19 protein-coding genes are annotated in these 25,272 nt (G+C 66.4%); 8 read left to right on the top strand and 11 right to left on the bottom strand.

Going from position 1 to position 25,272, the window contains the following annotated elements:
• Positions 1–257 precede the first annotated feature (257 nt).
• From hisG to ACYOEI_RS30695, 7 genes are all read right to left on the bottom strand, one after another.
• A complete protein-coding gene (gene hisG / locus ACYOEI_RS30725; RefSeq protein ID WP_462853533.1) occupies positions 258–1,316 on the bottom strand; it encodes an ATP phosphoribosyltransferase in 1,059 nt (352 codons plus the stop codon).
• Complete coding sequence (locus tag ACYOEI_RS30720) at positions 1,313–2,854, bottom strand: histidine--tRNA ligase (protein WP_462853531.1); 1,542 nt, start codon at positions 2,852–2,854, stop codon at positions 1,313–1,315. Before ACYOEI_RS30720 ends, hisG begins: the two co-directional genes overlap by 4 nt.
• On the bottom strand, positions 2,851–4,221 hold the full coding sequence (gene hisS / locus ACYOEI_RS30715; RefSeq protein WP_462853529.1) for a histidine--tRNA ligase: 1,371 nt from the start codon (positions 4,219–4,221) through the stop codon (positions 2,851–2,853). Before hisS ends, ACYOEI_RS30720 begins: the two co-directional genes overlap by 4 nt.
• A gap of 239 nt (positions 4,222–4,460) precedes the next feature.
• Positions 4,461–5,216 (bottom strand): GntR family transcriptional regulator, encoded by a 756-nt coding sequence (locus ACYOEI_RS30710; protein WP_462853673.1) that lies wholly within the window; start codon positions 5,214–5,216, stop codon positions 4,461–4,463.
• A 372-nt stretch (positions 5,217–5,588) separates the two neighbouring features.
• Positions 5,589–6,857 (bottom strand): hypothetical protein, encoded by a 1,269-nt coding sequence (locus tag ACYOEI_RS30705; protein ID WP_462853528.1) that lies wholly within the window; start codon positions 6,855–6,857, stop codon positions 5,589–5,591.
• Positions 6,858–7,814: 957 nt separating this feature from the next.
• Complete coding sequence (locus tag ACYOEI_RS30700; protein ID WP_462853527.1) at positions 7,815–8,594, bottom strand: alpha/beta hydrolase; 780 nt, start codon at positions 8,592–8,594, stop codon at positions 7,815–7,817.
• Between the two features lie 314 nt (positions 8,595–8,908).
• Positions 8,909–10,483 carry a CARDB domain-containing protein gene (locus ACYOEI_RS30695; RefSeq protein WP_462853526.1) on the bottom strand — a complete coding sequence of 525 codons (1,575 nt, stop codon included), beginning with the start codon at positions 10,481–10,483 and terminating at the stop codon, positions 8,909–8,911.
• Positions 10,484–10,993: 510 nt separating this feature from the next.
• Here ACYOEI_RS30695 and ACYOEI_RS30690 point away from each other — a divergent pair.
• The 5 genes from ACYOEI_RS30690 to ACYOEI_RS30670 all read left to right on the top strand — a co-directional run bounded on the left by ACYOEI_RS30690 (position 10,994) and on the right by ACYOEI_RS30670 (position 16,125).
• Positions 10,994–11,848: a DedA family protein gene (locus ACYOEI_RS30690; RefSeq protein ID WP_462853525.1), complete on the top strand. Its 855-nt coding sequence runs from the start codon at positions 10,994–10,996 to the stop codon at positions 11,846–11,848.
• A 458-nt stretch (positions 11,849–12,306) separates the two neighbouring features.
• Positions 12,307–13,104, top strand: a complete 798-nt coding sequence (locus tag ACYOEI_RS30685) for a hypothetical protein (protein WP_462853523.1) — start codon at positions 12,307–12,309, stop codon at positions 13,102–13,104.
• A 214-nt stretch (positions 13,105–13,318) separates the two neighbouring features.
• Positions 13,319–14,605: a nickel pincer cofactor-dependent isomerase, group 22 gene (locus tag ACYOEI_RS30680; protein ID WP_462853521.1), complete on the top strand. Its 1,287-nt coding sequence runs from the start codon at positions 13,319–13,321 to the stop codon at positions 14,603–14,605.
• A 138-nt stretch (positions 14,606–14,743) separates the two neighbouring features.
• Entirely contained in the window at positions 14,744–15,421 is a 678-nt protein-coding gene (locus ACYOEI_RS30675; protein WP_462853519.1) for an HAD family hydrolase, read from the top strand.
• Positions 15,418–16,125: a CAAX prenyl protease-related protein gene (locus tag ACYOEI_RS30670; protein ID WP_462853517.1), complete on the top strand. Its 708-nt coding sequence runs from the start codon at positions 15,418–15,420 to the stop codon at positions 16,123–16,125. The genes ACYOEI_RS30675 and ACYOEI_RS30670 overlap by 4 nt, the downstream gene beginning before the upstream one ends.
• Positions 16,126–16,527: 402 nt before the next feature.
• Here ACYOEI_RS30670 and ACYOEI_RS30665 read toward each other — a convergent pair whose 3' ends face one another.
• Positions 16,528–17,685, bottom strand: a complete 1,158-nt coding sequence (locus ACYOEI_RS30665; RefSeq protein ID WP_462853516.1) for an acyltransferase family protein — start codon at positions 17,683–17,685, stop codon at positions 16,528–16,530.
• 265 nt (positions 17,686–17,950) lie between these two features.
• On the opposite strand from ACYOEI_RS30665, the gene ACYOEI_RS30660 reads away from it, so the two are divergent.
• The gene (locus tag ACYOEI_RS30660) at positions 17,951–18,997 is read left to right on the top strand and encodes an alpha/beta hydrolase family protein (protein WP_462853514.1); all 1,047 of its coding nucleotides are present in this window, start codon (positions 17,951–17,953) and stop codon (positions 18,995–18,997) included.
• A 176-nt stretch (positions 18,998–19,173) separates the two neighbouring features.
• Here ACYOEI_RS30660 and ACYOEI_RS30655 read toward each other — a convergent pair whose 3' ends face one another.
• The 3 genes from ACYOEI_RS30655 to ACYOEI_RS30645 all read right to left on the bottom strand — a co-directional run bounded on the left by ACYOEI_RS30655 (position 19,174) and on the right by ACYOEI_RS30645 (position 23,606).
• Positions 19,174–20,526 (bottom strand): di-heme oxidoredictase family protein, encoded by a 1,353-nt coding sequence (locus ACYOEI_RS30655; protein WP_462853512.1) that lies wholly within the window; start codon positions 20,524–20,526, stop codon positions 19,174–19,176.
• A gap of 273 nt (positions 20,527–20,799) precedes the next feature.
• Entirely contained in the window at positions 20,800–21,999 is a 1,200-nt protein-coding gene (locus ACYOEI_RS30650) for a DUF1559 family PulG-like putative transporter (protein WP_462853509.1), read from the bottom strand.
• 95 nt (positions 22,000–22,094) lie between these two features.
• Positions 22,095–23,606 (bottom strand): DUF1559 family PulG-like putative transporter, encoded by a 1,512-nt coding sequence (locus ACYOEI_RS30645; RefSeq protein WP_462853507.1) that lies wholly within the window; start codon positions 23,604–23,606, stop codon positions 22,095–22,097.
• On the opposite strand from ACYOEI_RS30645, the gene ACYOEI_RS30640 reads away from it, so the two are divergent.
• Entirely contained in the window at positions 23,605–24,582 is a 978-nt protein-coding gene (locus tag ACYOEI_RS30640; protein ID WP_462853506.1) for an energy-coupling factor ABC transporter permease, read from the top strand. The two genes, ACYOEI_RS30645 and ACYOEI_RS30640, sit on opposite strands and share 2 nt — an antisense overlap.
• A complete protein-coding gene (cbiQ, locus tag ACYOEI_RS30635) occupies positions 24,572–25,243 on the top strand; it encodes a cobalt ECF transporter T component CbiQ (RefSeq protein WP_462853503.1) in 672 nt (223 codons plus the stop codon). The genes ACYOEI_RS30640 and cbiQ overlap by 11 nt, the downstream gene beginning before the upstream one ends.
• The last annotated feature ends 29 nt before the right edge of the window (positions 25,244–25,272 follow it).

Below are 25,272 nucleotides of genomic sequence, written 5' to 3'. Positions count from 1 at the left end.
CTACGGGCCTGGCATCGACTCGATTCCCGTAGGGTGTGCATCGCCCACCAGGCCGTTGACTCGGCCGATCTGGCTGGCAATGCTAATCTTATGGCGACTTTCCGGTGGTGCAAGCCCGAAGCGTCAGCGAGTGAATCACCCTCGGCGGAAATCGAGGAGAATTCACTCCTTTGCGCTTTGAGCTGGTGAGAGATCGGTTGGGGGCTGCCTGACCGAATTCATCCTAAGCCCGATCGGCTCTCGGGACAGTTCCGGGGTCAGCTCGGCGATCCGGCAGGCTTTCGGGTCCCCGAGAGCTGGGCACGGAGCGAGTCGAAGGTGGAGTGGCCGTCGCGGTCGAAGACGAAGCGGGTGGGGACGCCGACGACTCGGCTGGCGCCGAGGTCGAAGAGGTGGCGTTGGCAGGCGGTGAGCTTCTTGGCGGCGACGAGGGCGGTGATGCGCCAGCCGGGCTCGTCGCGGTCGTCCCAGACCTCGCCCCGGGCGATGTGCTGGGCCCCTTGTTCGCGGAGGTAGGTGGCGACGGCCCTGGCGGCCTCGGGGCCGTTCGAGGCGGGGCCTCCGACGACTTCGAGGTGGAGCCAGCCGTCGGACGCGCGGACGCCGTCCATCGCGTCGAGGAGGAGGGCCAGAGGGCCGGTCTCACCCTCGTCGGCCAGGGCCGCGAGGCTGGGGGCGTGGCCGATCAGGCAGGAGGCCGACTCGAGGACGTTCCCCCCCTGGATCTCGCGCAGGCGGTTGTCCTTGAGCGTTGTCCCCGAGCTCGTCAGGTCGACGATCACGTCGGCGATCCCCAGGCTGGGATGGAGCTCCAAGGCGCCGTCGGAGTCGATCAACTGATAATAATAAATACCCCACTTGCGGAAGTACGCTTGTGTGAGCGCGGGGTACTTGGTCGAGACGCGGAAGGTCTTGCCGGCGGCCTTGAACTCGGAGGTCAGGTCCACGAGGTCGATGATGTGGGTGACGTCGATCCAGCTCTCGGGGACGGCGACGACGAGGCGACAGCCGCCGTAGCCGAGGTCGGGCACGACCACGGCGGTCTTCTCGGCCTCGTGGGCACGCTCGGCGAAGAGGTCCATGCCGGTCACGCCGAGGTGGCAACGCCCTTCCTCGACCTGGGTGACGATGTCGGTCGGCCGCATGAAGACGACGTGGAACCGGGGCTGGCCGGAGATCGTCGCCTCGTACTGCCGGTCGCTGGCGCGCCGGACCTTGTAGCCGGAGGTCTTGAGGATCTCGACGATCCCCTCATACAAATGCCCCTTGGAGGGGACGGCCAGGCGGATCGGGTCGATGGTCGGCATGGTGCTCATCGTCGTCGGCCCTCCGCCTCGGCGCGGACGATCTCGCCCAGGTCGTGGCCGGAGATCTCACGCTCGGCCCCACCCTCGACGTCACGGAGCCGGAATGCGTTCGGCGCGTCGGGTGAGGCATTCAAGATCACGATACGGGAGACACCCAGGGCCTTGGCCCGGGTGTCCCAGGAGTTGCCCGGGGTGCCGAGCTCGGCGATGGCCCGAACGCCGAGGCTTCGCAACGCGGTCGCGACGGCCGACACCTCCACGGGGCCGAACTTCCCGGACAGGATCAGGTACCCATTCGGCTCGATCGAGAATCGGGTGCGGCCCTGGGCGTCGAGGGCCTGCATCAGGCGCTCCAGGCCGAAGGCGAAGCCGACCCCCTGGTCGTTCCGGTCGCTCCCGAGAACCCGGGCGAGGCCGTCGTATCGGCCGCCGCCGCAGACCTCGACGGGCCCCGAAGGGGTCGGGACGACGAGCTCGAAGATCATCTGCGAGTAGAACCCGATGCCACGCCCGAAGCCGAGGTCGAGCTCGATGCGGTCGAGGTCGATCCGGCACGACCGCAAGGTCTCGAGGAGCCCGGCCAGGGATTCGACCGACTGGGGGACCGTCGCCTTGAAGTTGCGTTCGAGCTGCTCGAGGATTTTTGGCGCGGGGCCTCGCAGCTCGGCGAGCTCGTGGACCTGGCGACGGACGCCGTCGAGCGCGCCGAGCAGTCCATGGCCGAGGTCCCACTTTCGGCGGAGGCGGTGGATGATCTCGTGCCCCGACCGACGGCCGGTGACGACCGGGACGAGGGTCCGGAACAGCCGGTCGATCTCGCCGTCGTTGCCTCGGCCGACCGAGCTTGGGATCTCGGCGTCGCTGGTGGAGTGGAGCCAGCCGGCGAGCTGCTCGAGGCCGAGCTCGATCGCCCGGATGTCTCGGCCTTCGGCCGCGGCCTCGCTGAGCATCTCGATCAGGGCCGAGGCCAGCGGTGCGGGCAGGCCCGAGCGCTCGAGGAGCTCGAGGATCAACCCGACGTGGCCGAGGCGGATCGTCGCCCCCGACACCCCGGCCTCGGCCAGGGCCCAGTCGGCGAGCCAGATGATCTCGCCGTCGGCGAACGGTCCCGAGTCGCCGAGTCGCTCGACGCCGACCTGCTGGAACTCGCGGAGCCGGTCGGGCCTCGGCGGCTCGTAGCGGAAGACCGAGCCGGAGTGGCTCACGCGCCAGGGGAGGCTCGGTGGGACCTCGCTGGCGGTGAATGCCCGGACGATGCCGGCGGTCAACTCGGGCCGGAGGCAGACGCCCCCCTGCCCCGCCCCGGAGACCTCGAACAGCTTCGACACGATCCCCGCGCCACTTTTCCGCTCGTGGAGCTCGGTGAACTCGAGGATTGGCGTCCGGATCGGTTCGTAGCCGGCCCGCTCGAACCGGTCGAGGAGCAGCGACTCGAGCCCGGCGAGCCTGGTGTAATCCTCCGGGAGCCAATCGCGCGTCCCCCGGACGGCGTCGATCGGCCGCTCCGCGACCGGCTTCACGCCCGTCGTCGACGTCTCGGGGCTCATGAACCGGCCCCCTCGATGCGACTCAACGTGTCTCTCACCGTTGCCTCCAGCTCGGACCAGGCGATCGCCTTTTGCTCCTGGCGAGTGGCCAGGTCCCGGAGGTTGAACACCTCTCGGGCCTGCTCGTCGGGGCCGACGATCACCGCGAGCTTGTGCCCGCGTGCCGAGCCATAACCCATCTGCTTGCCGATCTGGAGTGGCTCGGGGAAGACCTCGGCGCCCGTGCCCGAGGCCCGGAGTCGCGCGGCCAACCGGGCGGGGACCGTCGGGTCGATGCCGGGGAAGTTCGCGACCAGCACCGGTGCCGTCGTGGCGGTTCCCTTCAGCCAGCCCGCCTCTTCCATCAGAGCCAGGAGCCGGTCGAGGCCGATCGAGGCGCCGACGCCGGGCAGTCGCCGATCGGTGAAGAGGCTCGCGAGGTTGTCATACCGGCCTCCCGACGCGACGCTCCCGAACCGCTCCCACCCCGCGATCGTCGTCTCGAAGACCACGCCCGTGTAGTAGTCGAGCCCCCGGGCGAGACCCAGGTCGATCTTGAGCCGATCGGTCGGCACTCCCGACGCGTCGAGCAGCTCGACGATCTGCCGGAGGTTCTTGATCCCCTCGGCGGCCTTCGGGTTCGCACCGAGCTCGGATTCGACCCGGGCGAGCGTCTCTACGCCCCCTTGGCCGTTCACGGCGAACTCGACGACCTTGTCGGCCTGCGCCTCGGCCAGGAGTCCGCCTTCGGGGCCGGGGGTCTCGCCTCCGAGGAATTCGAGGCGAAGGCGTTCGGGGCCGATCTTGTCACGCTTGTCGATGATCCGCAGGATCGACGCCGACTTCTCGGCGATCCCGAGCGTCTCGAGCAGTCCGTCGAGGATCTTGCGGTTGTTGAGCGCGATCGTGAACCCGGGGACCCCGGCCGCCTTGAGGGCGTCGTGGATGACCTGGGCGGTCTCGGCGTCGGCGAGGGGGCTCTCGGTGCCGACCGTGTCGAAGTCGCACTGGACGAACTCGCGGAACCGCCCCTTGGCCGGGCGCTCGCCTCGGAAGACCGAGCCGATCGCGTAGCGTTTGAAGGGTACGCCGAGCTCGTTGACGTGCTTGGCGACGAACCGGGCGAGCGGGACCGTCAGGTCGAACCGCAAGGCGAGCTCGCCGGGGGTTCCCCCCTTGTTCGTCACGTCAAAGATCTGGCGGAGGACCTCGTCGGAGCCGGCCCCTTTGCCCGTCAGGACTTCCATGCGCTCGATGTGCGGGGTCTCGATCGGCACGTAGCCGAACGAGCCGAACGTCTTGCGGAAGACGGCGAGCATTCGCTCGCGCGGGATCATCACCGAGGGTGGAATGTCCCTCAACCCGCTGGCCACGCGGGGGTCGATCATGGCAGGCGCTTCCTTCAGAAGGGGCGGGATCCCTTGGGATCGGGCCAACCCCGAAAAACGTCCCCTGGTGCGTCGCGCGGCGACGCCGCCTGCCCTCAAGGGTGGATCTCCACGACCACTTCGATCGTAGCAAGTCGCCTCCGCCCGACGCAAGACGAGCGACGGCCTCTCGACCGCTTCCGGGCCGCTTGTGCCGGTCGTCGAAGGTGTGGTTGTGCGGCCTCGCGTGCGATTCGGCCTCAGGCCTGGGGAAGAGCTTCGTTCGACTCCGTCGACCCCGTCGAAGGCGCGTCCTGGGTGGAGAACAGGACGTCGGCGAGGGCCTTCGAGGCGAGACGGATGTGCTGGTCCATGGCCCCGGCGGCCCCTTCGGCGTCGCCGGCCCGGAGCCGGACGAGGATCTCGAGGTGTTCGCCGACGTCGTCGGACCTCGAGTAGTTCGTGGCGGCGTCTCGGAGGTGGCAGACGTCGCGGAGCGTATGGAAGAGGGTGAGATACCGATCGATCTCGGCCGTGAGCCGGTCGCTGCCGCAGGACCGGGCGATCAGGCCGTGGAGCTTGGTGTCGCAGATCCGGGCGTCCCGGTCCCGGTTTGCGTCCAAGGGGCAGGCCAGGAGGCGTTCCGACTCGGCCTCGAGGGCACAGAGCTCCTTCGGGTCGATCCGGCCGCAGGCGCAGCGGGTCCCTTCGGCTTCCAGTACCCGTCGGATCTGGCTGATCTCGTGGACCTGCTGCGGCCCGAAGGGCAGGACCACCGCGCCTCGGTTCGGCAACAACTCCACGATCCCGAGCGCCTCGAGCTCGACCAGCGCCTCGCGGACAGGGGTGGGGCTGACCTCGTAGAGTTCGGACAGACGCTGGACGATCAGCCGTTGCCCCGACGCGAATCGGCCCTGGAAGACCGCCGCCAGGATCCGCGAGGTCACCTGCTGCCGAAGATTCCCGCGAGGCACTGGGCCCCCGAACGTGCCTTCGGACTCGAGCGGAGTTTCCATGGCCAAGCTTTCTATCCCAGTCGAAGGAAGAGCACGCCACCGCATCCCAATCCTCCGATCTTACCGCATGGAATGCCTTTACGGAATCACTCGACGGAGCCTCACGGTCTCGAGCCTCTTAACCGTCGACCGCCGGCTTGTCGTGAGCACGATGATTCTTCGTTCCATATTTTATATACGATGATCTTTCACGTTTGCTCGAAAAATGATTTCGAAGGGGGCTTCGACCATCCAAAGCCGAGGCCCACGCCGGCCGAAGCGCCGTTGCGAAACCCCGGCGGTGTCTTCGAACGACGAGCCTCTGGAAGGATCGACATCTCTCGGATAGGCGGGAGGAAGGCTCGGTGGGAGAGCCGTCGAGCCCGATCGGATTCAGGAGGATTCGCCGGCTTTCGAGGAAGTGGGAGCGAAGTTGGGAGGATTCTGGATCGTCGTCGAGAACCGTTCGAGCAGGAGATCCCAGGCGTTGTCATAGAGCAGGCGCTCGAACGGATCGCTCCGCTCGCCCCCCATCCCGACACGGCTGGCCTGGTAGGCGGTCATTCTGGGGAGCGGGACCTGCGTGCGGGTGATCAGGGGGCCGACTTTCCAGAGCGTCGACCCTCCTCGGGAGAACACCATCCGCAGGTCGAGGACGCTGAGCCGGTTCATCGACTCGAGATAAGACCCTTCCCAGCGCTCGGAGACGTCGATCGTGACTCGGGTCGGGGCGTGCGACTCCCAGAGCCCGGTCCAGGGTGATTTGGGCTTGGGGAGCAGGAAACCCCGGCGCTGGAGGAGGGCGACGAGTGGCGGCCGGAGCTTGGTGTCGTAGGTGTGCGGGGTGCCGAGGGAGAACTGGCCTCGGACCGGCTCGATCACCACGCCGATTCGCTTGACGATCGAGAGGACGAGGTCGTCGGCCAACCCCTGGAGTCGGGAGCGGAGGTCGTGGTCATCGAGGTCGCGGGCGGTTTTGACGAGTCGCTCGCAGAGGTCGATCGCCGCCGCAGGATGGCCTCCGTCGAGGGTCCGCTTGGCCTCGGCCGCGTCGGACTCGGCCCAGAGGCGTCGGGAGCGCTCGAGGCGTTCGTCGATGCTACTCTCGAGGCCGGATAGGGTGGGGTCGGCTCGGATCACGGCTCGTAAGGCGAGACACTCGGCGACGGCCCGGTCCGGCGGCAATGTGTCGGTCGCGGCGAACCGGGCCTGGACCGAGCGTTTGGCGAGTTGGTCCCTTTGGTGTCGCAGGCCCTCAAGCCGGGCCGAATGCCCCGGGCCGAGCGCCTCCAACTCCTTCACGGCCTTGTCGAGCTCCGCCCGAGCCTCGTCGAGTTGACCTGATCCTTCGAAAGCCTTCGCCGAGTCGATCGATTCGGCCAGCGCCTGTTCGACCTTCGCTCGTCCTCGAGACTGGACGAGTCGGGCGGTCGTGATGACGACGAGCAGAACTCCGGCGACCCCCAGGATTCCCCAGGCCAGGATCGCCCGCCTGCGCTTTTCAACCTGGGTCTGTCGGAACCGAGGCTTGGTCCCCGCCCTTGGCAGGAACGGTACTTCGACCCAGGCTTCGCACCAACGACAGCGGACCTGGCGGCCGGGCGTCAGACCTTCGAGGGTGAATTCGGTCCCGCACTCGGGACAGGCGAAGGACCCGACCATGCCTCGACCCCCCACGTCCGGTCTCGGGCCGACGACCCGTCCCTCGCGGGCCCCATCGCCCCTACGAATCTCCGGGCGAGCGTCGCAGGATCTCACACCTCTTAAGCTAATCGCTGTCGCTCAAGCAAACGAGTGGGGTGTGATACCTTTGGGGGGCTTTCGCCAATCTTTCTCGGATCTCGACGAGGAAATTCAAGGACCATCCCCCTTCTTGGGAGCGTCCGTAGAAAGACGCTGTGCGTCGTCGATTCCCACCCACGAGTCATGGAACGCTTCGCCGTCGACCTGCACACGGGATTCGCTCTATGGAGTCGCGCCGTTCCCTTCCGACTCTCGCGGGGCAAGAGTGCCCCGCCTACCCAGCGAGCTTCGCAAAGAGACGGTAGAGTGGATGGTTGCGTCGCAGAGAGATCCCTGGTTTCAGCGGTGTCTCTGCGACGCAACCATCTTAATCACTCTGGTTTTCGGGCAAATTTCCCGCCCTCCGGTACGCCTTGCCGCCAACGAGTTAATGGGCTTTTTGCAAGTACCTGCGGTCAGGAAATTTGCGACGACAACCCCATCAGGCGGGGCACTCCTGCCCCGCATGTGTTGATCATCACCAGGGTTGAGTCAGCGTTATGTCGGCCGGCTTGAAGTCGATGTTTTTTTATGTTTTGATTTCATGGGCCCCGTCGAGGCGTCGGATTGTCGTCTGGTGGCGTGAGCCTCGAGTTGGATTCGACATCCGATCACGTCTTGGTTCGAACCGCCTCGAAGGCGGCCGTTCTTTTCCCGTCGATGTGGGCCCGCCTTTCGGACCCAAGTCCCGACGGGCAACCCTCAGGCCGAGGGCGGCCCGCTGGGAACGGCGTCCCTCCTGGGATATCAGTTTTTGGGAGGGGCCGGAAAAAACGATCCCGCCGAAGATTCCGGCGGGCCGATGAAGAGAGGGGAAGGTTGTGCCGAGGATTCGGCTCAGAGATCGGCCGTGCAGTGGTTGATCAACCAGGTGTCCACGTCCGAGAGCATCGGCGAGGTCAGGCGATGGGCACAAGGGTACGATTGGAAGGCGACGCGAAGCCCGCCGGCGCGAAGGCCTCGGACGTCGCGACGGGCCGCCTGGACGGGGACCCTCGCGTTCCATTCGCCGTGCACGACCAGGATCCGGAGGTCGCGACAAGCCTTGAGCCGGCTCAACGGGCGGAAGTCGCCCGGCAACCAGCCGTTGATGGCCACGACGCCCGCGAAGCGTTCCGGGTAGCTCAGGCCCAGGCGATAAGCGACGGCGGCTCCTTCTCCGCAGCCGACCAGGAAGATCCGCTCCGAGTGGACGTGCAGGGCCCGTCGCGTTTGGCGGATCGCCGAGAAGATGCCGTCTTCGAGCTTGTCGATCGGGTCGGACAAGCCGTCCTGGAGGCTCTGCCGCACGATCTCCCCGTCGGAAAGGGGAGAGACCGGACGAGGGGCTCGACGGTCGGGGCGGGCATAGGCGGCGCCCCACCCATGGCCGTCCGGGCGGCCTCGCTTCGCCACCACCTCGGGTCCTCGCAGGCTCAAGCCGACATAGTTCCGCCAACTGAGTGCCGGCATCGACCGGACCATCTGCTCTTCATCACCCCCTCGGGAGTGGAGCAGCACCAGGAGCGGATAAGGATAGTTGGGCTCATACCGTTGCGGGATGAACCGCGCCTCGACCAACCCGCTTGCATTCGTTACCGCGTCAGAGGATAGTGCATTCAGCCGGTCGCTGGACATCTCGGGAAGCTCCTCGAAGGCAATCAGGGCGGGGCATCCCTACCCCCTATCAGCCGGTCCGGCTCAACCCGTCGGCGCCAACCGGGTTGATCTGTGCAAGCATAGCCAGGAAATTGCCAGTCTTCAATAAATCGCCCATTTAATTTAGATTTTGTCTCAAGTTTTTCCCAGGACGACCGTAAGCTGGGCAAATTGCCAGAAAAGCTTCGGGTTCTACTGGTTACACGGCATGATTCGGACGGCGAAATGAGGGCGGGAGGGGTGAGTTTGCACCCCTCGCCGGGGTTGGATGTTGACTCGTGGGGTCGACTCGCCTATTTGAAGAGGTCGTTGAAGAAACTGCTGACTTTGTCGGGGAAGACGCGCAGCTTGTGTTCGACCTGGGACGCGACGCTGTGCGACTTGGGGACGTATCGGCGGTGGAGCCGGCGCTGGGCCGCGGCCGCGTTGAGCGCGGCCTGGGCGGCCGTCTGCCCCTGACCGATCGGGTGGAGGGTCCCCGCCGTCTTGACCGTGCCCAGGGTGATCCCCGCGGCGGCCTGGGTGGGGACGGTGCTGCTGCCGTCGGTGCCGAGCACCCGGAGCTTGACCGGGTTCGACTCCGAGAGGTTGTTCGTCCGGACGGTGTCGTTGACCACGTCCTCGGGGTCGACAATCATCGCGATCCGGCCGAGGGCGGCACTGCTGAGGGTCACGCCGTTGGGGAGCCGGTTCGGCAGGTTCAAGGTCTGGGTGATGTCCTGGTTGGCGCCGGCCTTCAGGCCGGCGACGTCGGCCCCGCCGATATAGATGGCGCGGTCGAGTGTGCCGTTGGCGCCGGTCAGGAGGAAGCTGACGTGGAATGGCCCGGCGTCGGCCTGCCCGACGTTCTGCACGGTGCCGGTGACCTGGAAGCTATGGCCCCAGGCGAGCGTGTCCGAAGGCGCCTGGATCGCGCCTGCGGCGAGGTCGGTGATGGGGGTCGGCTTGGCGGTCGAGTTCGGGTCGGTCGTGATCGTGATCGGGACGAGGTCGAGCCCGGTCCCCTGCGAAGGCTGGTGGGGATACATCGGGTCGGTCACGTAGTCGGCGTCCTGCACGAGCGACAGGACGAAGCCCGTGGCGTCGCCCAGGGCTGTCGGTGCCGCCGCGGGCAGGGTGATCGTCTGGACGACGTTCACCGTCTGCCAGGCGGGGACCGCCGGGACGTTGACGTAGCCGACGGTGACGTCGGCGTCGGTGCCGAACTTGTCGCCGGCCGGGGTCAGCACGACCGCCGCCCTCGTCGCGGGGGCCGCGCCCTGGGCGTTGTTGCGGACCTGGGCGGTTACCGTGACCTGCTGGCCCCAGGTGACCTGGCTGCTCGACAGCGAGAGCGAGCTCCCCTCGAGGTCCGACGGCGGAGTCGGGGCGATGCCGATGACTCCGGTATCGCGCCCCTTGCCGACCCCGTGGTTATTCCTCGTGTTGCCTTCCTTGACCGCGCCGTCGGGGTTGACCCAGACGTTGATGTAGACGGGCTTCCCCGAGAATCCCGAGAGCGGTGTGGTCGGCAGCGTCACGGTCTCGTTGTACGAGGCGGTCTGCCCAGCCGCGAGTCCGCCGGGGATCGTGACCTCGCCCAAAGGGATCGACTTGGGGCCGATGCCAGGGGTCGTCGAGGCGTAGAGCTGGACCTGGAATGACTCGTTCGCCGTCCCCTTGCCCTGGTTCAGGACGGAGCCGACGACGTTGAAGGAATCGCCCCAGTCGGCCGAGGGGGTCGACGTGATCACGGCATTCCCGACGAGGTCGGGCAATGCGTTCGCCGCGAGCAGTTGCCGGCCCTCAAGGGATTCGAAGCGGAGAATGATTGGTCCGCGCCCCCAGGCGCGGCGGCGGGCGGCGGCCCGGCGGTCTTGGGACGGCATGAAGTCTTCTCCTCCTTGAGAAGGCGGCCTGCATCGAAGATGAGATCGCGAGCCGATCGTCTACCCTGGCCCGCGCTATCCAGCGGGGCCTGGCGCTCCAACTCGCGTTGGCTCTCGACAACCCTTCCTTGGATTCTGAGCGGAACCTAACCGCGATCGCCATTCCGGTCAAGGTCGACTCGCCGGCCACTCCGCCATCTCGGCACCTGCCGGGGAGCCAAATCCCCGGGAATTCCCGACTTCCGTCGTGGCTCGAAGGTGGATCGCCTCCCTCGGTTACATCAAAGCATTGGTGTGCAAGACGCCATGTGCCGATGCAGACGCCCGCATCTTTATGGTAGAACGGGGAGCCGAGGATGCCCCGGCCGGCCCGGTTGATGTCGAGAGTCCGGGGACTTTGCCACGAAAGGTTCGGCAGGAGGCGTGTCCCTCGACGATCTCTGGGCGTTATGATACCAATCTCGACGACGGGGTCGGATCGGGCGAGGGTGGCGAGTCGGGGAGTCGGGTTTGGCGGAAGCACTGGTCGGAAAACTCGGCTACCTGGGGATCGCGCTGCTGTTGGTGTTGGGCGGCCTGGGGCTTCCGGTCCCCGAGGAGGCGCCGATCATCCTGGCGGCCGTCCTTTCGAAGAACGAGAAGATGTGGTGGCCCATCGCCCTGGCCTCGTGCTTCGTCGGGGTCCTGCTCGGCGACTTCATCGTCTACTTCCTCGGCTATTTCTACGGCGAGAAGGTCCTCAGCCTGAGGCTGACGCGCCAATTCCTGACCCGGGCTCGCGAGGCCCAGATCAAGGGCTACTTCCACCGCCACGGCTTCAAGATCCTGATCCTCGGCCGATTCGCGGTCGGGTTCCGGACCGCGGCCTATCTGACGGCCGGGATCCTGAAGCTCCCGCCGCTGAAGCTGTTCTTGACCGACGCCTTCGCCGCGTCGTTGAGCACGCTGCTGATGTTCGGGCTCGGCTACATCTTCGCGCACCAGATCCAGAGCAACTTCGACCAGATGAAGCACTGGCTGACGGCCTCGGTCGCTGTCGCCCTGGGGGCCTGGCTGCTCCACCGATACTATAAGGGGCGGATGCGGGCGGGCCTTCCCGTCGGCCCCCCGGTCCTGGTGGCCGACGATGCGCCACTCCCCCCCGACGATCTCCATCCGCTTCCCAAGGGAGCCGCGGTGACGAACCCGCCGGCACCTCCGCCTCAGGAGCGTGCCCCCGCCGAGCCTGCCGGACCCCTGCCCGAAGTCGAGGCGGCCTCGCCGCCTCCCCCCCTCGAAGCCCCGGGCGGCCCCTCGGCGGCTCCGCCGGTCCTCCCTCCGGTCGACGCTGGCCAGGCCCCTCCGCTCGAGCCGAATTCTCGCTGATCTTAATAAGTGTTAAGGGCTTCATTACAAGGGTAAAGTCGGGTTGACCGTCCGGGAGCCGACTGCTACCCTCACGCCGCCTTGGGACTGGACCGTGACTCGTTTGAGTCGCGTCGAGATTCCCGAGTCGAGCAGAACTCCTCTTGCGTCCGCCAGCGCGACGGGTGACTCGACAGCGGCCGGAGCCCGCCCGCGGAGCCGAACAGGCGACGTCGGTCGGATCGAAGGTCGGAACACGAGCACCCGCCCGAGGGAGTGAGCTCGAGAGAGCCGGTAGTCGGCCCGATCCGGGGTAGACGAATCGGTTTCTCCGCGCCCGACGCGCAACCAGGATCATCCCCGGTGCGCGGGGCCAGCCCGGAGTCGTCCTCCGGTCGGCGAGTAACGGACTGACTCGCACGAGACACTCGGGTTCGCAGGTCGAACCCCTTCAGATCAACCCTGGAAGATCGTTAAGAATGAACAAGCTCATCGTTCCTCTCGCCCTGGCGGCCGGTCTGACCCTGGGCCTGGCCGCTCCGAAAGCGCACGCCGACACCATCCAGTCGCTGAGCCTCTCCGACATGTCGGCGTCCCAGTTCAACGCCCTGTTCACCCCGGTCGACGGCGCGCCGACCATGTCGTCCCCGTTCACCTACCTGGGCCAGACCGACCCGTCCGGGAACGTGGTCTCGGAGGTCTTCAAGGGGACGGGGGCCGCCGCGGGCCTCTACGCCTACGCCTACCAGTATGACCTGAACTCGAACCCGTCGAGCGCGTCCACGGTCAACCTCCAGGCGACCTCGATGACCTTCAACGCGACCCCGGTCGGCTCCGACCTGACCGGCGCGGGCTCGACGAGCTACGGCTACGTGATCAAGGACGGCGCGGTCGGCGGCATCGGTGCCCCCTCGGCGGCTGCCGGCCAGGGGATCCTCTCCCCGACCGTCTACTGGCAGCCGAGCACGGCGAACGGGTCGCTGCTGACCACCTATTTCGACCCGACCAAGCAGATCACCGCCCTCAATGCCGGTGCCCACAGCGCCACCTACGTCGTGCTGTCGACCCAGCCGTTCACCAAGACCAACGTCGCGATCCTGGGCTCGACCCCGATCAACCCGGGCTCGCAGGTCACGACCTCCTACGCCGCGACCGGCGGCTCGATCGACCCGATCCCGGCCCCCGAGCCGACCACGGTCCTCGCCTGGGCCGGCATGGTCGGAGCCGTCGGCCTGGTGCGCCGGGTCCGCCGCAAGAACCAGCCCGCCGTCGCCTGAACCGATCCTCTTCGCGATCGCCAACGTCCCCGGCACCATGCCGGGGCAGGTGGACCGGACGAAGTGACGTCGCCCTCGACCGCCCCTCGCATCCGCGAGGGGCTTTGGCGCGCGCCCCGGGTTTTGGGTAAGATCTCCCGTGCCTTCCCGCGGCCGGACCTCGACGCCCGCGACGCGAAGGCCCACCCTCGCGAGCCAACCGAAGCGAGTACCGATGAGCTTCCCACCGATCGCCCGAGTCCGCCAGTCCGTCCACCAGCCCGAAGTCGCCGACGTCCCCGCGGCCATCGCCGACACCATCCGATCGAGCCGGATCTCCGCCAGGCTCAAGCCGGGCGCGACCGTCGCCGTCACGGTCGGGAGCCGGGGGATCGTCGGGATCGACCGCATCGCCAAGGCCGCCGTCGACACGCTCAAGGGGCTCGGTTTCTCCCCGTTCGTCGTGGCCGCGATGGGGAGCCACGGCGGCGGCACCGCCGAAGGCCAGCGCGCCATGCTCGCCGAATTCGGCGTCACGGAAGATGCGGTCGGCTGCCCGATCCGCTCCGAGATGGACACGGTCGTCCTCGGCACCGATGGCTTCGGCCTGCCGATCCACTTCGACAAGAATGCGTACGAGGCCGACGGTATCGTCCTGCTGAATCGGATCAAGCCCCACACGTCGTTTACCGGGCGATACGAGAGCGGCCTGCTCAAGATGCTCACGATCGGCCTGGGCAAGCGGCAAGGGGCCGCCCAGGTCCACAAGCTCGGGCTCCCGGGCCTGAAGCGCATGCTCCCGGAAGTCGGCGCGTTCCTGCTCGAGAAGACGCCGGTGGCCCTCGGGATCGCGCTGCTCGAGAACGCCGAGGAACGCACCTCCCGCGTGGTTGCCGTCGAGCCCGAGGACCTGCTCGAGGTCGAGCCCAAACTCCTCGACGAGGCGAGGGTCCTGATGGCCCGCCTCCCGTTCGACCAGATCGACGTCCTCGTCGTCGGCGAGCTCGGCAAGAACTACAGCGGCACCGGGCTCGACCCCAACGTCATCGGCCGGCAGCGGGTCGAGACGATGCCCGACCTCCCCCGCCCCATCGTGACGAGACTCGCGGTCCTCGACCTCTCCGTCGAGACCCGGGGCAACGCACTCGGGATCGGCCTGGCTGATCTGACGACCGAACGTCTGGCCCGGGCGGTCGACCCGGTCCCGATGCGGCTCAACAGCATGACGTCCAACTTCCTCACCCGCGCGAGGATCCCGCTGTCCCTGTCCGACGACCGCGAGGTCCTCGCCGCCAGCCTCGACACCTGCTGGCGGATCGCCCGCTCCGAGGCGAGGATGGTTATCATCCCCAACACCCTCGAGCTCGCCACCCTCTACGTCACCCCCGCGTTGGCCGCCGACGTCGAGGCCGACCCGAACCTCTCGTTCGAATCTCCATTCTCCGAAATCCCCTTCGACGATGCCGGCAACCTCGAACAGGCCCAGCTCTTCCCCGAGAGCGTGCGGGGGCGGAGGGTGTGAAGATGGGGAGGAGGATTCACCACAAAGGGCACGGAGGAAAAAATGCAAGAATTAAAAAAATAAATTTGATTTAATTTGAATTCTTCGTGTCCTTTGTGCCTTTGTGGTGAATCCTCCCCCTCCCTCCGTAGGTCTTTGATGATGCCGGGTCCGATCCTCGCAGTGGTGTTCGACCTCGACGGCCTGATGTTCGACACGGAGGCGTTGTTCCATCGGGTGCTCGCCGCGATGCTGGCCGCGCGGGGGAAGTTGTTGACCCGGGAGATCATGGGGGCGATGATCGGCCGTCGGGCCGACGAGGCGTGGCCTTCGCTCCGTCGGATTGCGGAGTTGGAAGAGTCGATCGAGGCGTTGAAAGAGGAAGCGACCCAACGCTTCTACGCCGAGGCCGACGCCGCGATCCACCCGACGCCCGGCCTGATCGCGCTCCTCGACCATCTCGAGACCGTGAAGCTACCCAGGGCCGTGGCGACCTCGTCGCATCGGACGTATGCGGAAGGGTTGTTGCGGGGGCATGGACTGTTCGACCGGTTCTCGTTCGTGCTGACGGGCGAGGATGTGAGTCGAGGGAAGCCCGACCCCGAGATCTATCTCGCGGCCTCGGCGCGGTTCGGGGTGTCCCCGTCGTCGGTCCTCGTGCTCGAGGATAGCGTGGCGGGTCTGACGGCGGCGAAGGCCGCCGGGACGTTTGCCGTCGGGGTGCCGCACGAGCACAGCCCCGCCGAGGGCCTGCGCGACATCGCCTCGATGATCATCCCCCGGCTCGACGACCCCGCCCTGCTCGACCTCCTCGCCGGAGCACCTGCCGACCGATGAGCGGACCCGACGCGAAAGGCTCTGGGGCCCCCGACCTCCGGGCGCTCCCTTATGTGATCCCGATGGCCGGGTTCCTGGCCCTCACCTCGCTGGAGGGCTACCTGCCCCAACCGGGAGGCTATCCCGACCCGTTCTGGTATCCTGTGGCCTATGCGGCCAAGGTCGTGGTCGTCGCCATCCTCGCCTGGGCGTGCCGTTCCGCGTGGCAAGACCTCCGTCCTCGCCCGAGCTGGGGAGCCGTCGGGCTCGCCTCGGGACTTGGCCTCGTCGTCACCGCGGTCTGGGTCGGCTTGGACGGGCTCTATCCCTCGCTCCCGTTCCTCGGCACCCGGACGGCGTTCGACCCGAATGCGCTCTCCCCGACCGCTCGCTCGGCCTTCCTGGCGATCCGCCTGGTCGGCCTGGTGGCCCTCGTACCCCTGATCGAAGAGCTGTTCTGGCGGTCGTTCCTGATCCGTTGGATCGTCGAGCCCGACTTCACCCTCGTCCCGATCGGCCAGGTCACCCCGATGGCCGTGGGCGTCACCTCGGCCTGCTTCGGCCTCGCGCACCCCGAGTGGCTCCCGGCCCTGCTCACCGGCCTGGCCTGGGCTTGGCTGCTCAAGCAGACCAAGAGCGTTTCGGCTTGCCTGGTCAGCCACGCCGTCGCGAATCTCGCGTTGGGACTCTACGTGATCGCGACCGGGGACTGGAAGTTCTGGTAAGACCCGTTCCGAGACAGGGATGGATCTTGAATAAGAGAAGACAAATTTGTCCGCAGATGCCACAGTTGGACGCGGATGAAATCAAAAGTCTAAAAAATTCATCTGCGTCCAACTGTGGCATCTGCGGAGAGGCGTTAAAGCGGTTAACGTTTGTCTGACACACGGCACGATGGGACCCGAACCCGAGAGCGGAGACGGAAACGGGGACTGGCTCCGCAGCGAAGCGCAGGTGCCTGTCCCCGTTTCCGCCGCAGCGGACGGCGACGGCCCGGAAAATGGGGACAGGCACCCGGCCTCGATGTCGATCGCGAGAGTCCGGGTCCGACCCTGCCGGGAGCCAGTCCCCGTTTTCCTCCGACGTGCGCAATGCAAGCGAGAGCCGCTCTAGCCTCCCTTTGTTGGTCACGACCCCGCGACGATGCCACCTTCCGTCTTCGATCCCATCCCGAGACCCGCGTGAGGCCCTTTCAAGGGCGGCTTCGCCGGCCCTCCCGTCCCCTCGGTGATCCGGTCTCGGAGCGCGAGGAGCGGTTGCTCGATGTAGCGCCAGGAGAGCGCGGCGGCCGCGAAGCAGCAGGCGACGCGGAACACGTCGTACCAGGCCGACCCTTTGAACCCGAGGCTCGTGCGGAGCACGATCGTCAGGATGAAGACAAACGGGTGGTAGAGGTAGAGGCCGTAGCTGATCTGCCCGAGGTGGCAGAGCCACTTGTTGCGCAAAGGGGCGAAGAAACGATGCCCCGGCGAGCAGACGATCAGGCCGACGAGGCTGAAGTAGACCACCGACATCCGGAAGATCGAGAGCGAGACATAGGTCGGGATCCATTCCAGGCGAGGCCAGTGGGCCTGGAGGCCCGAGAAGAGCGGGACGTCGCCGAAGACTCGCCCGCCCCAGAACGGGACCGTCGCCGCGAATGTGCCGAGGACGGCGAACGCGGCCCGGAACTTCGATCGATGGCGTTCGAGCCGTTCGCCGTCGAAGAGCAAGGCCGCGAGCAACCCGCCCAGGACCAGGCCGTCGGTCCTGGAGAGGAGGAGGTCTCGCGGGAACCCACTGGCCCGCATCACGACCGAGCAGGCGAGGCACGGGAAGACGAGCGCCATCAAGGTCCGACGCCCGGTCAGGCAGACCAGGAGCGGCCAGACCATGTAGAACTGCTCCTCGATGGCGAGCGTCCAGGTATGGTCGAAGTGCCGGCTGAACGGGGGCATGCTCCCCGACCAGTAACCCGGTACGAACTGGGTGTAAGACAGGTAGTACGGCCAGGCCGCGGTCGGCATCGGCTGCGAAAGACAGACGTTAACCGCGAAGAAGACCGCGAATGCCAGGTAGTAAATCGGCCAGATACGCCAGGCTCGACGTATGTAGAACGTCCGGAGCGAACCGAACGAGCGGTCGCTCTTGAGCAGGATCGACGTGATCAGGTATCCCGAGAGGACGAAGAAGAGGTCGATGGCCGTACCCAGCATGGGGTAGGTCTTCATGAACCTGAGGTGGAACATCAGGATCGCCACCGACGCGATCCCCCGGATCGCGTCCAGCTCGGGCACTCGACTCATCCCTGGGTCCTTTCCCGAAGGCGTCCCGGAGTCCGGACGAGGGGCCCGTCCACCGAATCCTCGCCGACTCTCGTGTCATCCCGTGCGCAGGGGGTCTCCCGACCCATCCCGGATCGTCCTGCGCCGGGAGTATGTCGCATAATCGGCATTTTCCGGCAAGCGGAGCCCCTCCCGCGACGCGCTTGCCCGAGGCCGGAACGAGGCATTACCCTAAAACGCCGTGGCCGTCCTGGATTCCGCCGACCCATTGCGAGGGATCGACACGATGCCCGTCCCCGACCCGACGTCCGAGCGCCTCGATTCGCTGAGCTATTCCCTGGCGCGTTATCGCGAGGTCGCCCCTCAACTCGCCTTCCGCGCCGAGACGCCGGAACAGGTGGCGGAATGGACGCGGACGGCCCGCGCGAAGCTCACCGAATTGATCGGTCCCCTGCCCTCGACACGAGTTCCCCTCGAGCCGAGCTTCGGCGAGGCGGTCCAGCGCCCGGGTTATCATCGCAAGCCGGTGACCTTCGCGACGCGGCCCGACATGTCGGCCTTCGGCTATCTCCTCGTGCCCGACACACTCAAGGGCCCTTCGCCGGCGATCGTCTGCATCCCCGGACACGGCCGAGGGGTCGACGAGATCGTGGGGATCGACGAGGACGGCAAGGACCGCGACCACCACGACGGCTACCAGCACGACTTCGCCGTCCAGTGCGTCGAGCGTGGCTATGTGACTCTGGCCCTCGAGCCGATCGGGTTCGGCCATCGCCGCGACCCCGCCGCGCGGCGCAAAGGGCCGGGCACGAGCAGTTGCCAACCGTCGGCCGGTGCCGCCTTACTTCTCGGCGAGACCATGGTCGGCTGGCGGACCTGGGACGCCATGCGGGCCCTCGACCTCTTCGAAACGCTCCCGGAGGTCGACCCCAAGCGGATGGCCATGATGGGGATCTCCGGCGGCGGGACCATCACGCTCTACGCCGCCGCGCTTGACGATCGGATCAAGGCCGCGGTCCTCTCGGGCTCATACTGCACCTTCAAGGACTCGATCTACAGCGTCGCGCACTGCATCGACAACTACGTCCCGGGCATCCTCCGCTGGTTCGAGGCCGCCGACGTCGCCGGACTGATCGCCCCTCGCTACCTCTTCTGCGAGAGCGGCACCGCCGACCGCATCTTCCCCGAGCCCGGCGTGCGTGCCGCCCTCCGCGACCTCGAACGCATCTATCGCATCCGAGGGGCCGACCGCCACGTCGCCCACGCCTTCTTCGACGCCGGCCATTCGTTCGACGGGGTCCAGGCGTTCAAGGCATTGAAGGAATGGCTCTGATCGGACCATGGGTCACTGAGATAGGCACCGACCGTGTTGAGGGGCATATCTGCCACGACTTCTTCGACGTCCATGGCTTGCCAGGGGCCTCTTGTCGCTGCGCGACCACGGTTGTTCCATCCGCGGCTACCCTATTCACAGAATGAAATATCGTACAGTTGGGCTATTGCATTGTCTTATTGTCGGCGCGGTGTCCCCGCATGATGTTGCACGACCACCCGTGGGGCGGTCAGCGACATGAGGAAGACCGTGAGTTGCGACCTCTCCGCCTTGCTCAGGCGGCTGTAGCGTAGAGTGGTGGCGTCGCTCTCGCCGCCGTGTGCGAGGATCGCGTCGTTGAGGTTGGCGGCGCGGCCGTCGTGGAGGTAGGGGGCGGAGTCGCGGATTCCCCAGAGAGGAGGGGTCCGCCATTCCTGAGGGCCTGCGGGGAGCTCATCGGCTAGTCTTGGCGGGGAACCTCGGCGGCCGTTGGTTGAGGACGCTGACTCCGCATCGACAATCAAGTCGGCGGGCGAGGTCGGGCTGCCGTAGTAGGTGGCGGCGTCACTCAGGGAGCCTCCCATGTCGTGGAGGATGAGGTCGCCGTAGAGACCTTCGACGTGCCCCAGGTTGGGCGTATGGCACGCGGCGCATCCGATCGATCGGAAGGTCGCCTCGCCCGCGACGATGGTCTCCGCCTGCGTCTGGTTGAAGGGGGCGCGGTGGCCTGGTGCGGGGAGCGAGGCGACATAAGCCACCAAAGCGTTGCATTCGTCACGGGTCAGGTCGGGGCCCGGGGCCTTGCGATCCGGGGCCAGCGGGTCGGCAGACTGGCCGTGGTCGGGGACCTCCAGGCCGAGTTCGACGGAGCAGGCGGTCAGGACGAAATCCTCCAGGCTCGCCGTCTGGGCCTTCCATCCGAACCGGCCGAGTTCCCCGCTCGGCGTGCGCCCGACCCGGCCGAGGATCTCGGGAAACTCACGAACGCCCCGACCTTGCACCTGGGCCTCGATCACGTGGTTCGGGATCGTATCGATCAGCCCCGCCCCGAAGACTGCGGGTGTATTGCGGGAAGACGATCGCATGCGGAAGCCACTCGCGTTGCGGCCCTGGACCCGATCCGAGGCTCGCCAGGTGGGGTATCCAGGGTCGGTGCCGAACTTGTGGAGGATCACACTCCCCAAGGTGGTGAAGCCCGTCGTATTCTTCACCCTGCGGGCGAACTCTTGCAGCGAGAGGGTCTCCTGGCCGGGACCCGTGAGGGCGATGGGAGTCAGGATCTCAACGTTGTTCTCCGAGCTTCCCCCGCCTCCCACGCCACCCTGATTGTGGCAGGCGAGGCAGGAACTCCCGTTGTAGACCGGACCCAGGCCGTCGCCACCGTGGCTCCGGGGGTCGTCGACGACCCACTCTCTCTGGAAGAGTTCCTTGCCGACGACAAGCTTGGCCCCTCGACTCGTCCTCTCGACGGCGGCCGCCTCTTCCTCGCCCCCTGCCCACCAGGCCAATACCAAGACCCAACCGATCGCCATCGTCCCCGAAGCGCGCATCGCGATCCCTCCCCTCTCGGCGTTTGAACCGAGAGTCGTCCCCAATATTCGTGAATGTCGATAGCAAGATGCGAGGTACGGGAGGAGCCGAAGGCCCCTGCACCCCGATTCGATCCGAGCGGCCGGAGTTTGCGCCGATCTGCCTCGGAGGCTCGCTTCTAGCGGTGGTGACTCTCACACTTCGACGTCGCGTGGACGACGATTATTCGGGCGGGCTCGACGAATCGATCGAAAGCATCGACCTCGGAAGCCTGAAGCGTCGATGGGCTTTTCTCAATTACCGAACTCAGCCTGAGTGAGGGGCTGTTGCCGGAGGGCTTGCGGCAGGGCTTCACCCGCCGGGGTGAGGAACTTGGCGTAGACGGAACCCTGGACCGTCTCGTTGATGTATCGCACGGCGCCGTCGCAGAAGAGGAAGTTGCTCCCGCCGGGGTGTCGACTATTGGCGTAGGGGAACGAGCCTTCGGCGGTTGCTGCCCTCGCATGGTTGATGTTCTCGAAGGTCCACCCTTGGTTGGCTGCGTACCACCCTTCACCATCACCGCCGCCCGGCATCGGTGCCAACTGGCCGGCGAGGCAGTCTGTGACAGACCGCCCCGATCGGCAGACGTCGTCGGATCCGAGGAACATGCAGAAGTTTGGAAGCGGACAAGCCCAGTTGGTCTCGACTCCCCCCGAAAGGAGAGTCCCATTGGTATAACCGGCGAGGGAGTTCTCGCCGACCATGAGCGTGTTGCCGGCGCCGTCGATGAGGTCGGCGGGACTCGTTTTGATATCCCAGGGCTGATCCCCGGTGTGCGTCCCGAGGAACATCACGCCGAGCTTTTTGCCGACGGCCTGACTCCGCGCCCAGTCGTTTCTCGTTTCAGTCCATCGCAGGGTCTCTCCATTCCGCGAAGATCCCACCGTCGGGCTCCCGTTCCAGGAGATGGGGATGGGATACCATCGGGCGAACCCTCCATTGACCACGTAACTCAGGTTGCCCTGGTGCGTCACGGCCGACTCATCTTCGGGACAGCGCAGGATGCCGATCGCGGTCGTCGCGATTTGAAGGTTGCTTGGCATCCCCGTCGAAGATAAGTGATTCGCTTGCATATTCCAGGCGTTATAGAGTTCCTGAGAATCGATGTACGGGAGTATGTCGACGACCCAGCTTCTCAGCCAGGGCCGGGGGCGATCTTGGATGGTGCTCGGGGCCTGGATCGCCCGGAGAAGGCTCGACTTCGTCGGGTCGCCTCCGTGGACGGCCGGGTCATCGAAGAATGTCCCGGCATTGGGAAAGGCTCCCTTGGCATTGAGGTGGCCGAGGAGGCCCAGCCCGACTTGACGCATATTGTTCTGACACGAGGAACGGCAGGAGACACCTTCAGAAATCCCCACGCCCCGGACGAAGATCGCGCACATCACGCCGAAGATGAAGATGACCACCATCAGCTCGATCAGCTTGAATCCACGTCGCGGGTCGGTGTTCATTGTCGGTCCCTCCGGATCAACCCTCCGCGCTCCTCGCCCTCGAATGGCTCGGGACGGTCGCTCGGATCTTCAGCAGTGGAGAAATGACGATCGTGCTACTGAGCGAAATCGTCTTGTGAGAGGCCGGCCTGTTGAATTTCGGCCGGCAGCTTGCTGCCCGCCGGGGTGATGAGTTTGGCGTAGACGGTCCCAGCGATCGTGCTCTTGACGAAGCGCACGGCTCCATCGCAGAAGACGAAGTTGGCTCCGCCAGGGTGCGCGCTGCTGACGAACGGGAATGAGCCCTCGACGGTTAACGCGACTCCGAAGTTCATGTTTTCAAAGGTCCCTTCTTTGTTGGCAAGGGCCCAGTTCGGTCCGTCGAGGTTGTGGGGTTGTATCGCCAATAGCCCGCCGAGGCAATCGGTGGCCGAGCCGCCCAGGTGGCAGACGTCGTCGGAGGCGAGGAACATGGAGAAGTTCGGCAGCGGGCAGGCCCAATTGGTGGGCTGTCCTCCGGAATAAGGAGTTCCCTTGGAATACCCGACGAGGGTGTTCTCGCCGACGAGTAGCGTAGAACTGGCGCCGTCGGCAATGTCGGTGGGCGTGATCTTGATGTCCCAGGGTTGGTCGCCGGTGTGAGTGGCGAGGAACAACACGCCGAGCTTCTTGCCGACGGCCTGTCCCTGGGTCCAATCGGCTTCAGGCGCGACCCAACGGAGGACGTCGCCGTTCTTGGGTTGGCCGTCCGTCTTGCTCCCGGTCCAGGAGACGGGGTCGGGATACCATCGGGCGAAGCCGCCGTTGACAGCGTAACTGAGGTTTCCCGCGTTCGGTACGGTGGTGTTGTCATCAGGGCAGCGGAGGATCCCGATCGCGGTCGATGCGATCTCCAGGTTGCTTGGTCGACCCTGGCTCAAATCTGACGACAGGTAGCTCTGGTCCTTGTTCCAGCCGTTGTAAAGCTCCTGGCTGTCGATGTAGGGGAGGATGTCGACGATCCAACTTCGAAGCCAGGGCGCAGGAGTACCGTCGACCGCGCCGGGATCGTACAAGGTTCGGTAGATGTTCGATTTAGTGGGGTCGCCCTGGTGGATGGTCGGGTCGTCAAAAAACGTCCCGGCGTTAGGGAAGGAACCGTAGGTGTTGGCGTAGCCGAGCAAACCAAGCCCAATCTGCCGCAGGTTATTCTGGCATTGTTCCCTTCGACCACAGCCCGAACGGGAGTTCAATTCGGGGAGCAGGATCGCCATTAAGATGCCGAGAATGAAAATGAGCACCAGCAACTCGATCAGCTTGAAACCGGGTCGCGGATCGGAGTGCATCGTCGGTTCCTCCCCCTCGAGCTTGTCGTTTCTCGAACCCTGCGGATGTGCCTGTGACAATTGTAGAACAAATGCCTTGCGAAGGGGAGCCCTCCTCGTGACGGTCGCCTGCTTTTTCCCTTTGTGCCCTTTGTGCCTTTGTGGTGAAACCTCCCCAGCCCAGCAGGCCCGCAGGTCCAAAATCGCGGTATGAAGTTTTTGACGATTCGACACACGCGGGTTACGATGGGGTGAGTCCGGTCGGCCCGTCGAAGGGCCATCCCCACGCATCCACGGGCGTTCGTAATCGAGGTCGGCGCTCATGCATATCCCCGAGGCCGTGTTGACTCCGGCGGTGGCGGCGGCGACGGGCGCGGTGGGGGCGGCGGGGCTCTGGGCGGGCCTGCGGTCGCTCGAGGCGCGGTTGGGCGAGCGGACGACCGTGCTGATGGGGACGATGTCGGCCTTCGTCTTCGCGGCGCAGATGGTCAATTTCCCGGTCGGGCCGCTGCCGATCTCGGGGCACCTGCTCGGCGGGGTCCTGGCGGCGGTGATGCTCGGGCCCTGGGCCGGCGCGGTGGTGATCGCGGCGGTCTTGATCGTCCAGGCCCTGCTTTTTGGCGACGGCGGACTCACGGCCCTGGGCGCGAACTTCGTGAACATGGGGCTGATCGGCGCGGTCGGCGGATACGCGATCTACGACCCGATCCGACGCGCGATCGGCGGCCGGTCCGGAGTCTTGATCGGGGCGATGGTCGCGGCCTGGTTCTCGGTTCTGCTCGCCTCGGGGGCCTTTGCACTCGAGCTCGCGTTCTCCAGCGGCTGGGCGGAGTTCTTCCGCGTGCTGAGCTGGATGGCCCTGGTCCATGCGGGGATCGGCCTCGGCGAAGCGATCGTCACAGGGCTCGTCCTCCGGTTCATCCTGACGACCCGGCCCGACCTCGTCTATCTCCCCGAGAAGCTGGAAACGCGGGAGCTGCCCGGCTCCTGGCAGGTCCTTGCCGCAGGCTTGGGGATCGCGGTCGCGGTCGGCGTCTTCCTCGCCCCGTTCGCCTCCGAGCACCCCGACGGGCTCGAATACGTGGGCGAGAAGCTCGGGTTCCTGAAGGGTGAGGCGCCTTCCCTGATCCCCGCCCCGATCCCCGACTACCAGGTCACGGCGCTCGCCAACGGCCACGTCAAGCTCGCGACGGCGGTTGCCGGGCTGGTGGGGACCTTGGTCGTCTTCGGGGTCGGCTTCCTGCTGGCTCGAGGGTTCTCGAGGCGAGGCACCGACGGGGTCGCCCCGGATGCGGCTTGACTCGCTCGAACGCTATAGCGAAGGGAACGGGCCGCTCCATCGGCTCGACGCCAGGCCGAAGCTGCTGGTGACGCTCGCGTACGTCGTCGCGGTGGTCGCCACGCCGATCGGCCGCTGGCCGGTGATGGCGGCCGAGGGGCTACTTCTGGTCTTCGTCATCGGGCTCTCGGGCGTCCCGCCGCGAGTGCTCTGGTCGCGCTGGCTGGGGTTCCTGGCGCTGGTCGGGTTCCTGGCGTTCGCCGTCGCTCAGTCGCACCCCGATCGCCGCGAGCACGGGGCGTTGGTTGTAGCGCTCGCGATCGTCGCCAAGAACAGCCTGGCGTTCCTCGCGACGCTCACACTGGTCAACGTGACCCCGTTCCGCAAGCTGCTGGCGGCGATGCGGCGGCTGGGGATGCCCGCCCCGCTGGCGACGACCTTGCAGTTCATGTATCGTTACCTGCACGTGCTGGCCGACGAGCTCGACCGGATGGTCCAGGCACGCCGGGCGCGGACGTTCCGCCGCTCGGGGAGGCTCGACTGGGGATTGCTCACGGGCCTGATCGGCCTCCTCTTCCTCCGCGCCTTCGAACGAGGCGAACGCGTCCACGCGGCGATGTTGGCAAGGGGTTGGGACGGCACCCTCCGGACGCTCGACGAGGCCGACGGCCCGACGCGATGAGACCCGTGGACGACGACGAAACGACACCC

It is taken from the genome of Singulisphaera rosea (genome assembly GCF_054877945.1).
Note: the sequence above shows the minus strand (reverse complement) of the source record. Positions and strands in the feature narration are given on the sequence as shown.

What these genes read in the sequence shown, in the direction of transcription:
- ACYOEI_RS30665 (WP_462853516.1), bottom strand. Translation starts at nt 17,685, where the DNA reads ATGAGTCGAGTGCCCGAGCTGGACGCGATCCGGGGGATCGCGTCGGTG.
- ACYOEI_RS30660 (WP_462853514.1), top strand. Translation starts at nt 17,951, where the DNA reads ATGCCCGTCCCCGACCCGACGTCCGAGCGCCTCGATTCGCTGAGCTAT.
- ACYOEI_RS30670 (WP_462853517.1), top strand. Translation starts at nt 15,418, where the DNA reads ATGAGCGGACCCGACGCGAAAGGCTCTGGGGCCCCCGACCTCCGGGCG.
- ACYOEI_RS30655 (WP_462853512.1), bottom strand. Translation starts at nt 20,526, where the DNA reads ATGCGCGCTTCGGGGACGATGGCGATCGGTTGGGTCTTGGTATTGGCC.
- ACYOEI_RS30700 (WP_462853527.1), bottom strand. Translation starts at nt 8,594, where the DNA reads ATGTCCAGCGACCGGCTGAATGCACTATCCTCTGACGCGGTAACGAAT.
- hisS (WP_462853529.1), bottom strand. Translation starts at nt 4,221, where the DNA reads ATGATCGACCCCCGCGTGGCCAGCGGGTTGAGGGACATTCCACCCTCG.
- ACYOEI_RS30705 (WP_462853528.1), bottom strand. Translation starts at nt 6,857, where the DNA reads ATGGTCGGGTCCTTCGCCTGTCCCGAGTGCGGGACCGAATTCACCCTC.
- hisG (WP_462853533.1), bottom strand. Translation starts at nt 1,316, where the DNA reads ATGAGCACCATGCCGACCATCGACCCGATCCGCCTGGCCGTCCCCTCC.
- ACYOEI_RS30720 (WP_462853531.1), bottom strand. Translation starts at nt 2,854, where the DNA reads ATGAGCCCCGAGACGTCGACGACGGGCGTGAAGCCGGTCGCGGAGCGG.
- ACYOEI_RS30685 (WP_462853523.1), top strand. Translation starts at nt 12,307, where the DNA reads ATGAACAAGCTCATCGTTCCTCTCGCCCTGGCGGCCGGTCTGACCCTG.
- ACYOEI_RS30680 (WP_462853521.1), top strand. Translation starts at nt 13,319, where the DNA reads ATGAGCTTCCCACCGATCGCCCGAGTCCGCCAGTCCGTCCACCAGCCC.
- ACYOEI_RS30640 (WP_462853506.1), top strand. Translation starts at nt 23,605, where the DNA reads ATGCATATCCCCGAGGCCGTGTTGACTCCGGCGGTGGCGGCGGCGACG.
- ACYOEI_RS30675 (WP_462853519.1), top strand. Translation starts at nt 14,744, where the DNA reads ATGATGCCGGGTCCGATCCTCGCAGTGGTGTTCGACCTCGACGGCCTG.
- ACYOEI_RS30695 (WP_462853526.1), bottom strand. Translation starts at nt 10,483, where the DNA reads ATGCCGTCCCAAGACCGCCGGGCCGCCGCCCGCCGCCGCGCCTGGGGG.
- cbiQ (WP_462853503.1), top strand. Translation starts at nt 24,572, where the DNA reads ATGCGGCTTGACTCGCTCGAACGCTATAGCGAAGGGAACGGGCCGCTC.
- ACYOEI_RS30650 (WP_462853509.1), bottom strand. Translation starts at nt 21,999, where the DNA reads ATGAACACCGACCCGCGACGTGGATTCAAGCTGATCGAGCTGATGGTG.
- ACYOEI_RS30710 (WP_462853673.1), bottom strand. Translation starts at nt 5,216, where the DNA reads ATGGAAACTCCGCTCGAGTCCGAAGGCACGTTCGGGGGCCCAGTGCCT.
- ACYOEI_RS30645 (WP_462853507.1), bottom strand. Translation starts at nt 23,606, where the DNA reads ATGAGCGCCGACCTCGATTACGAACGCCCGTGGATGCGTGGGGATGGC.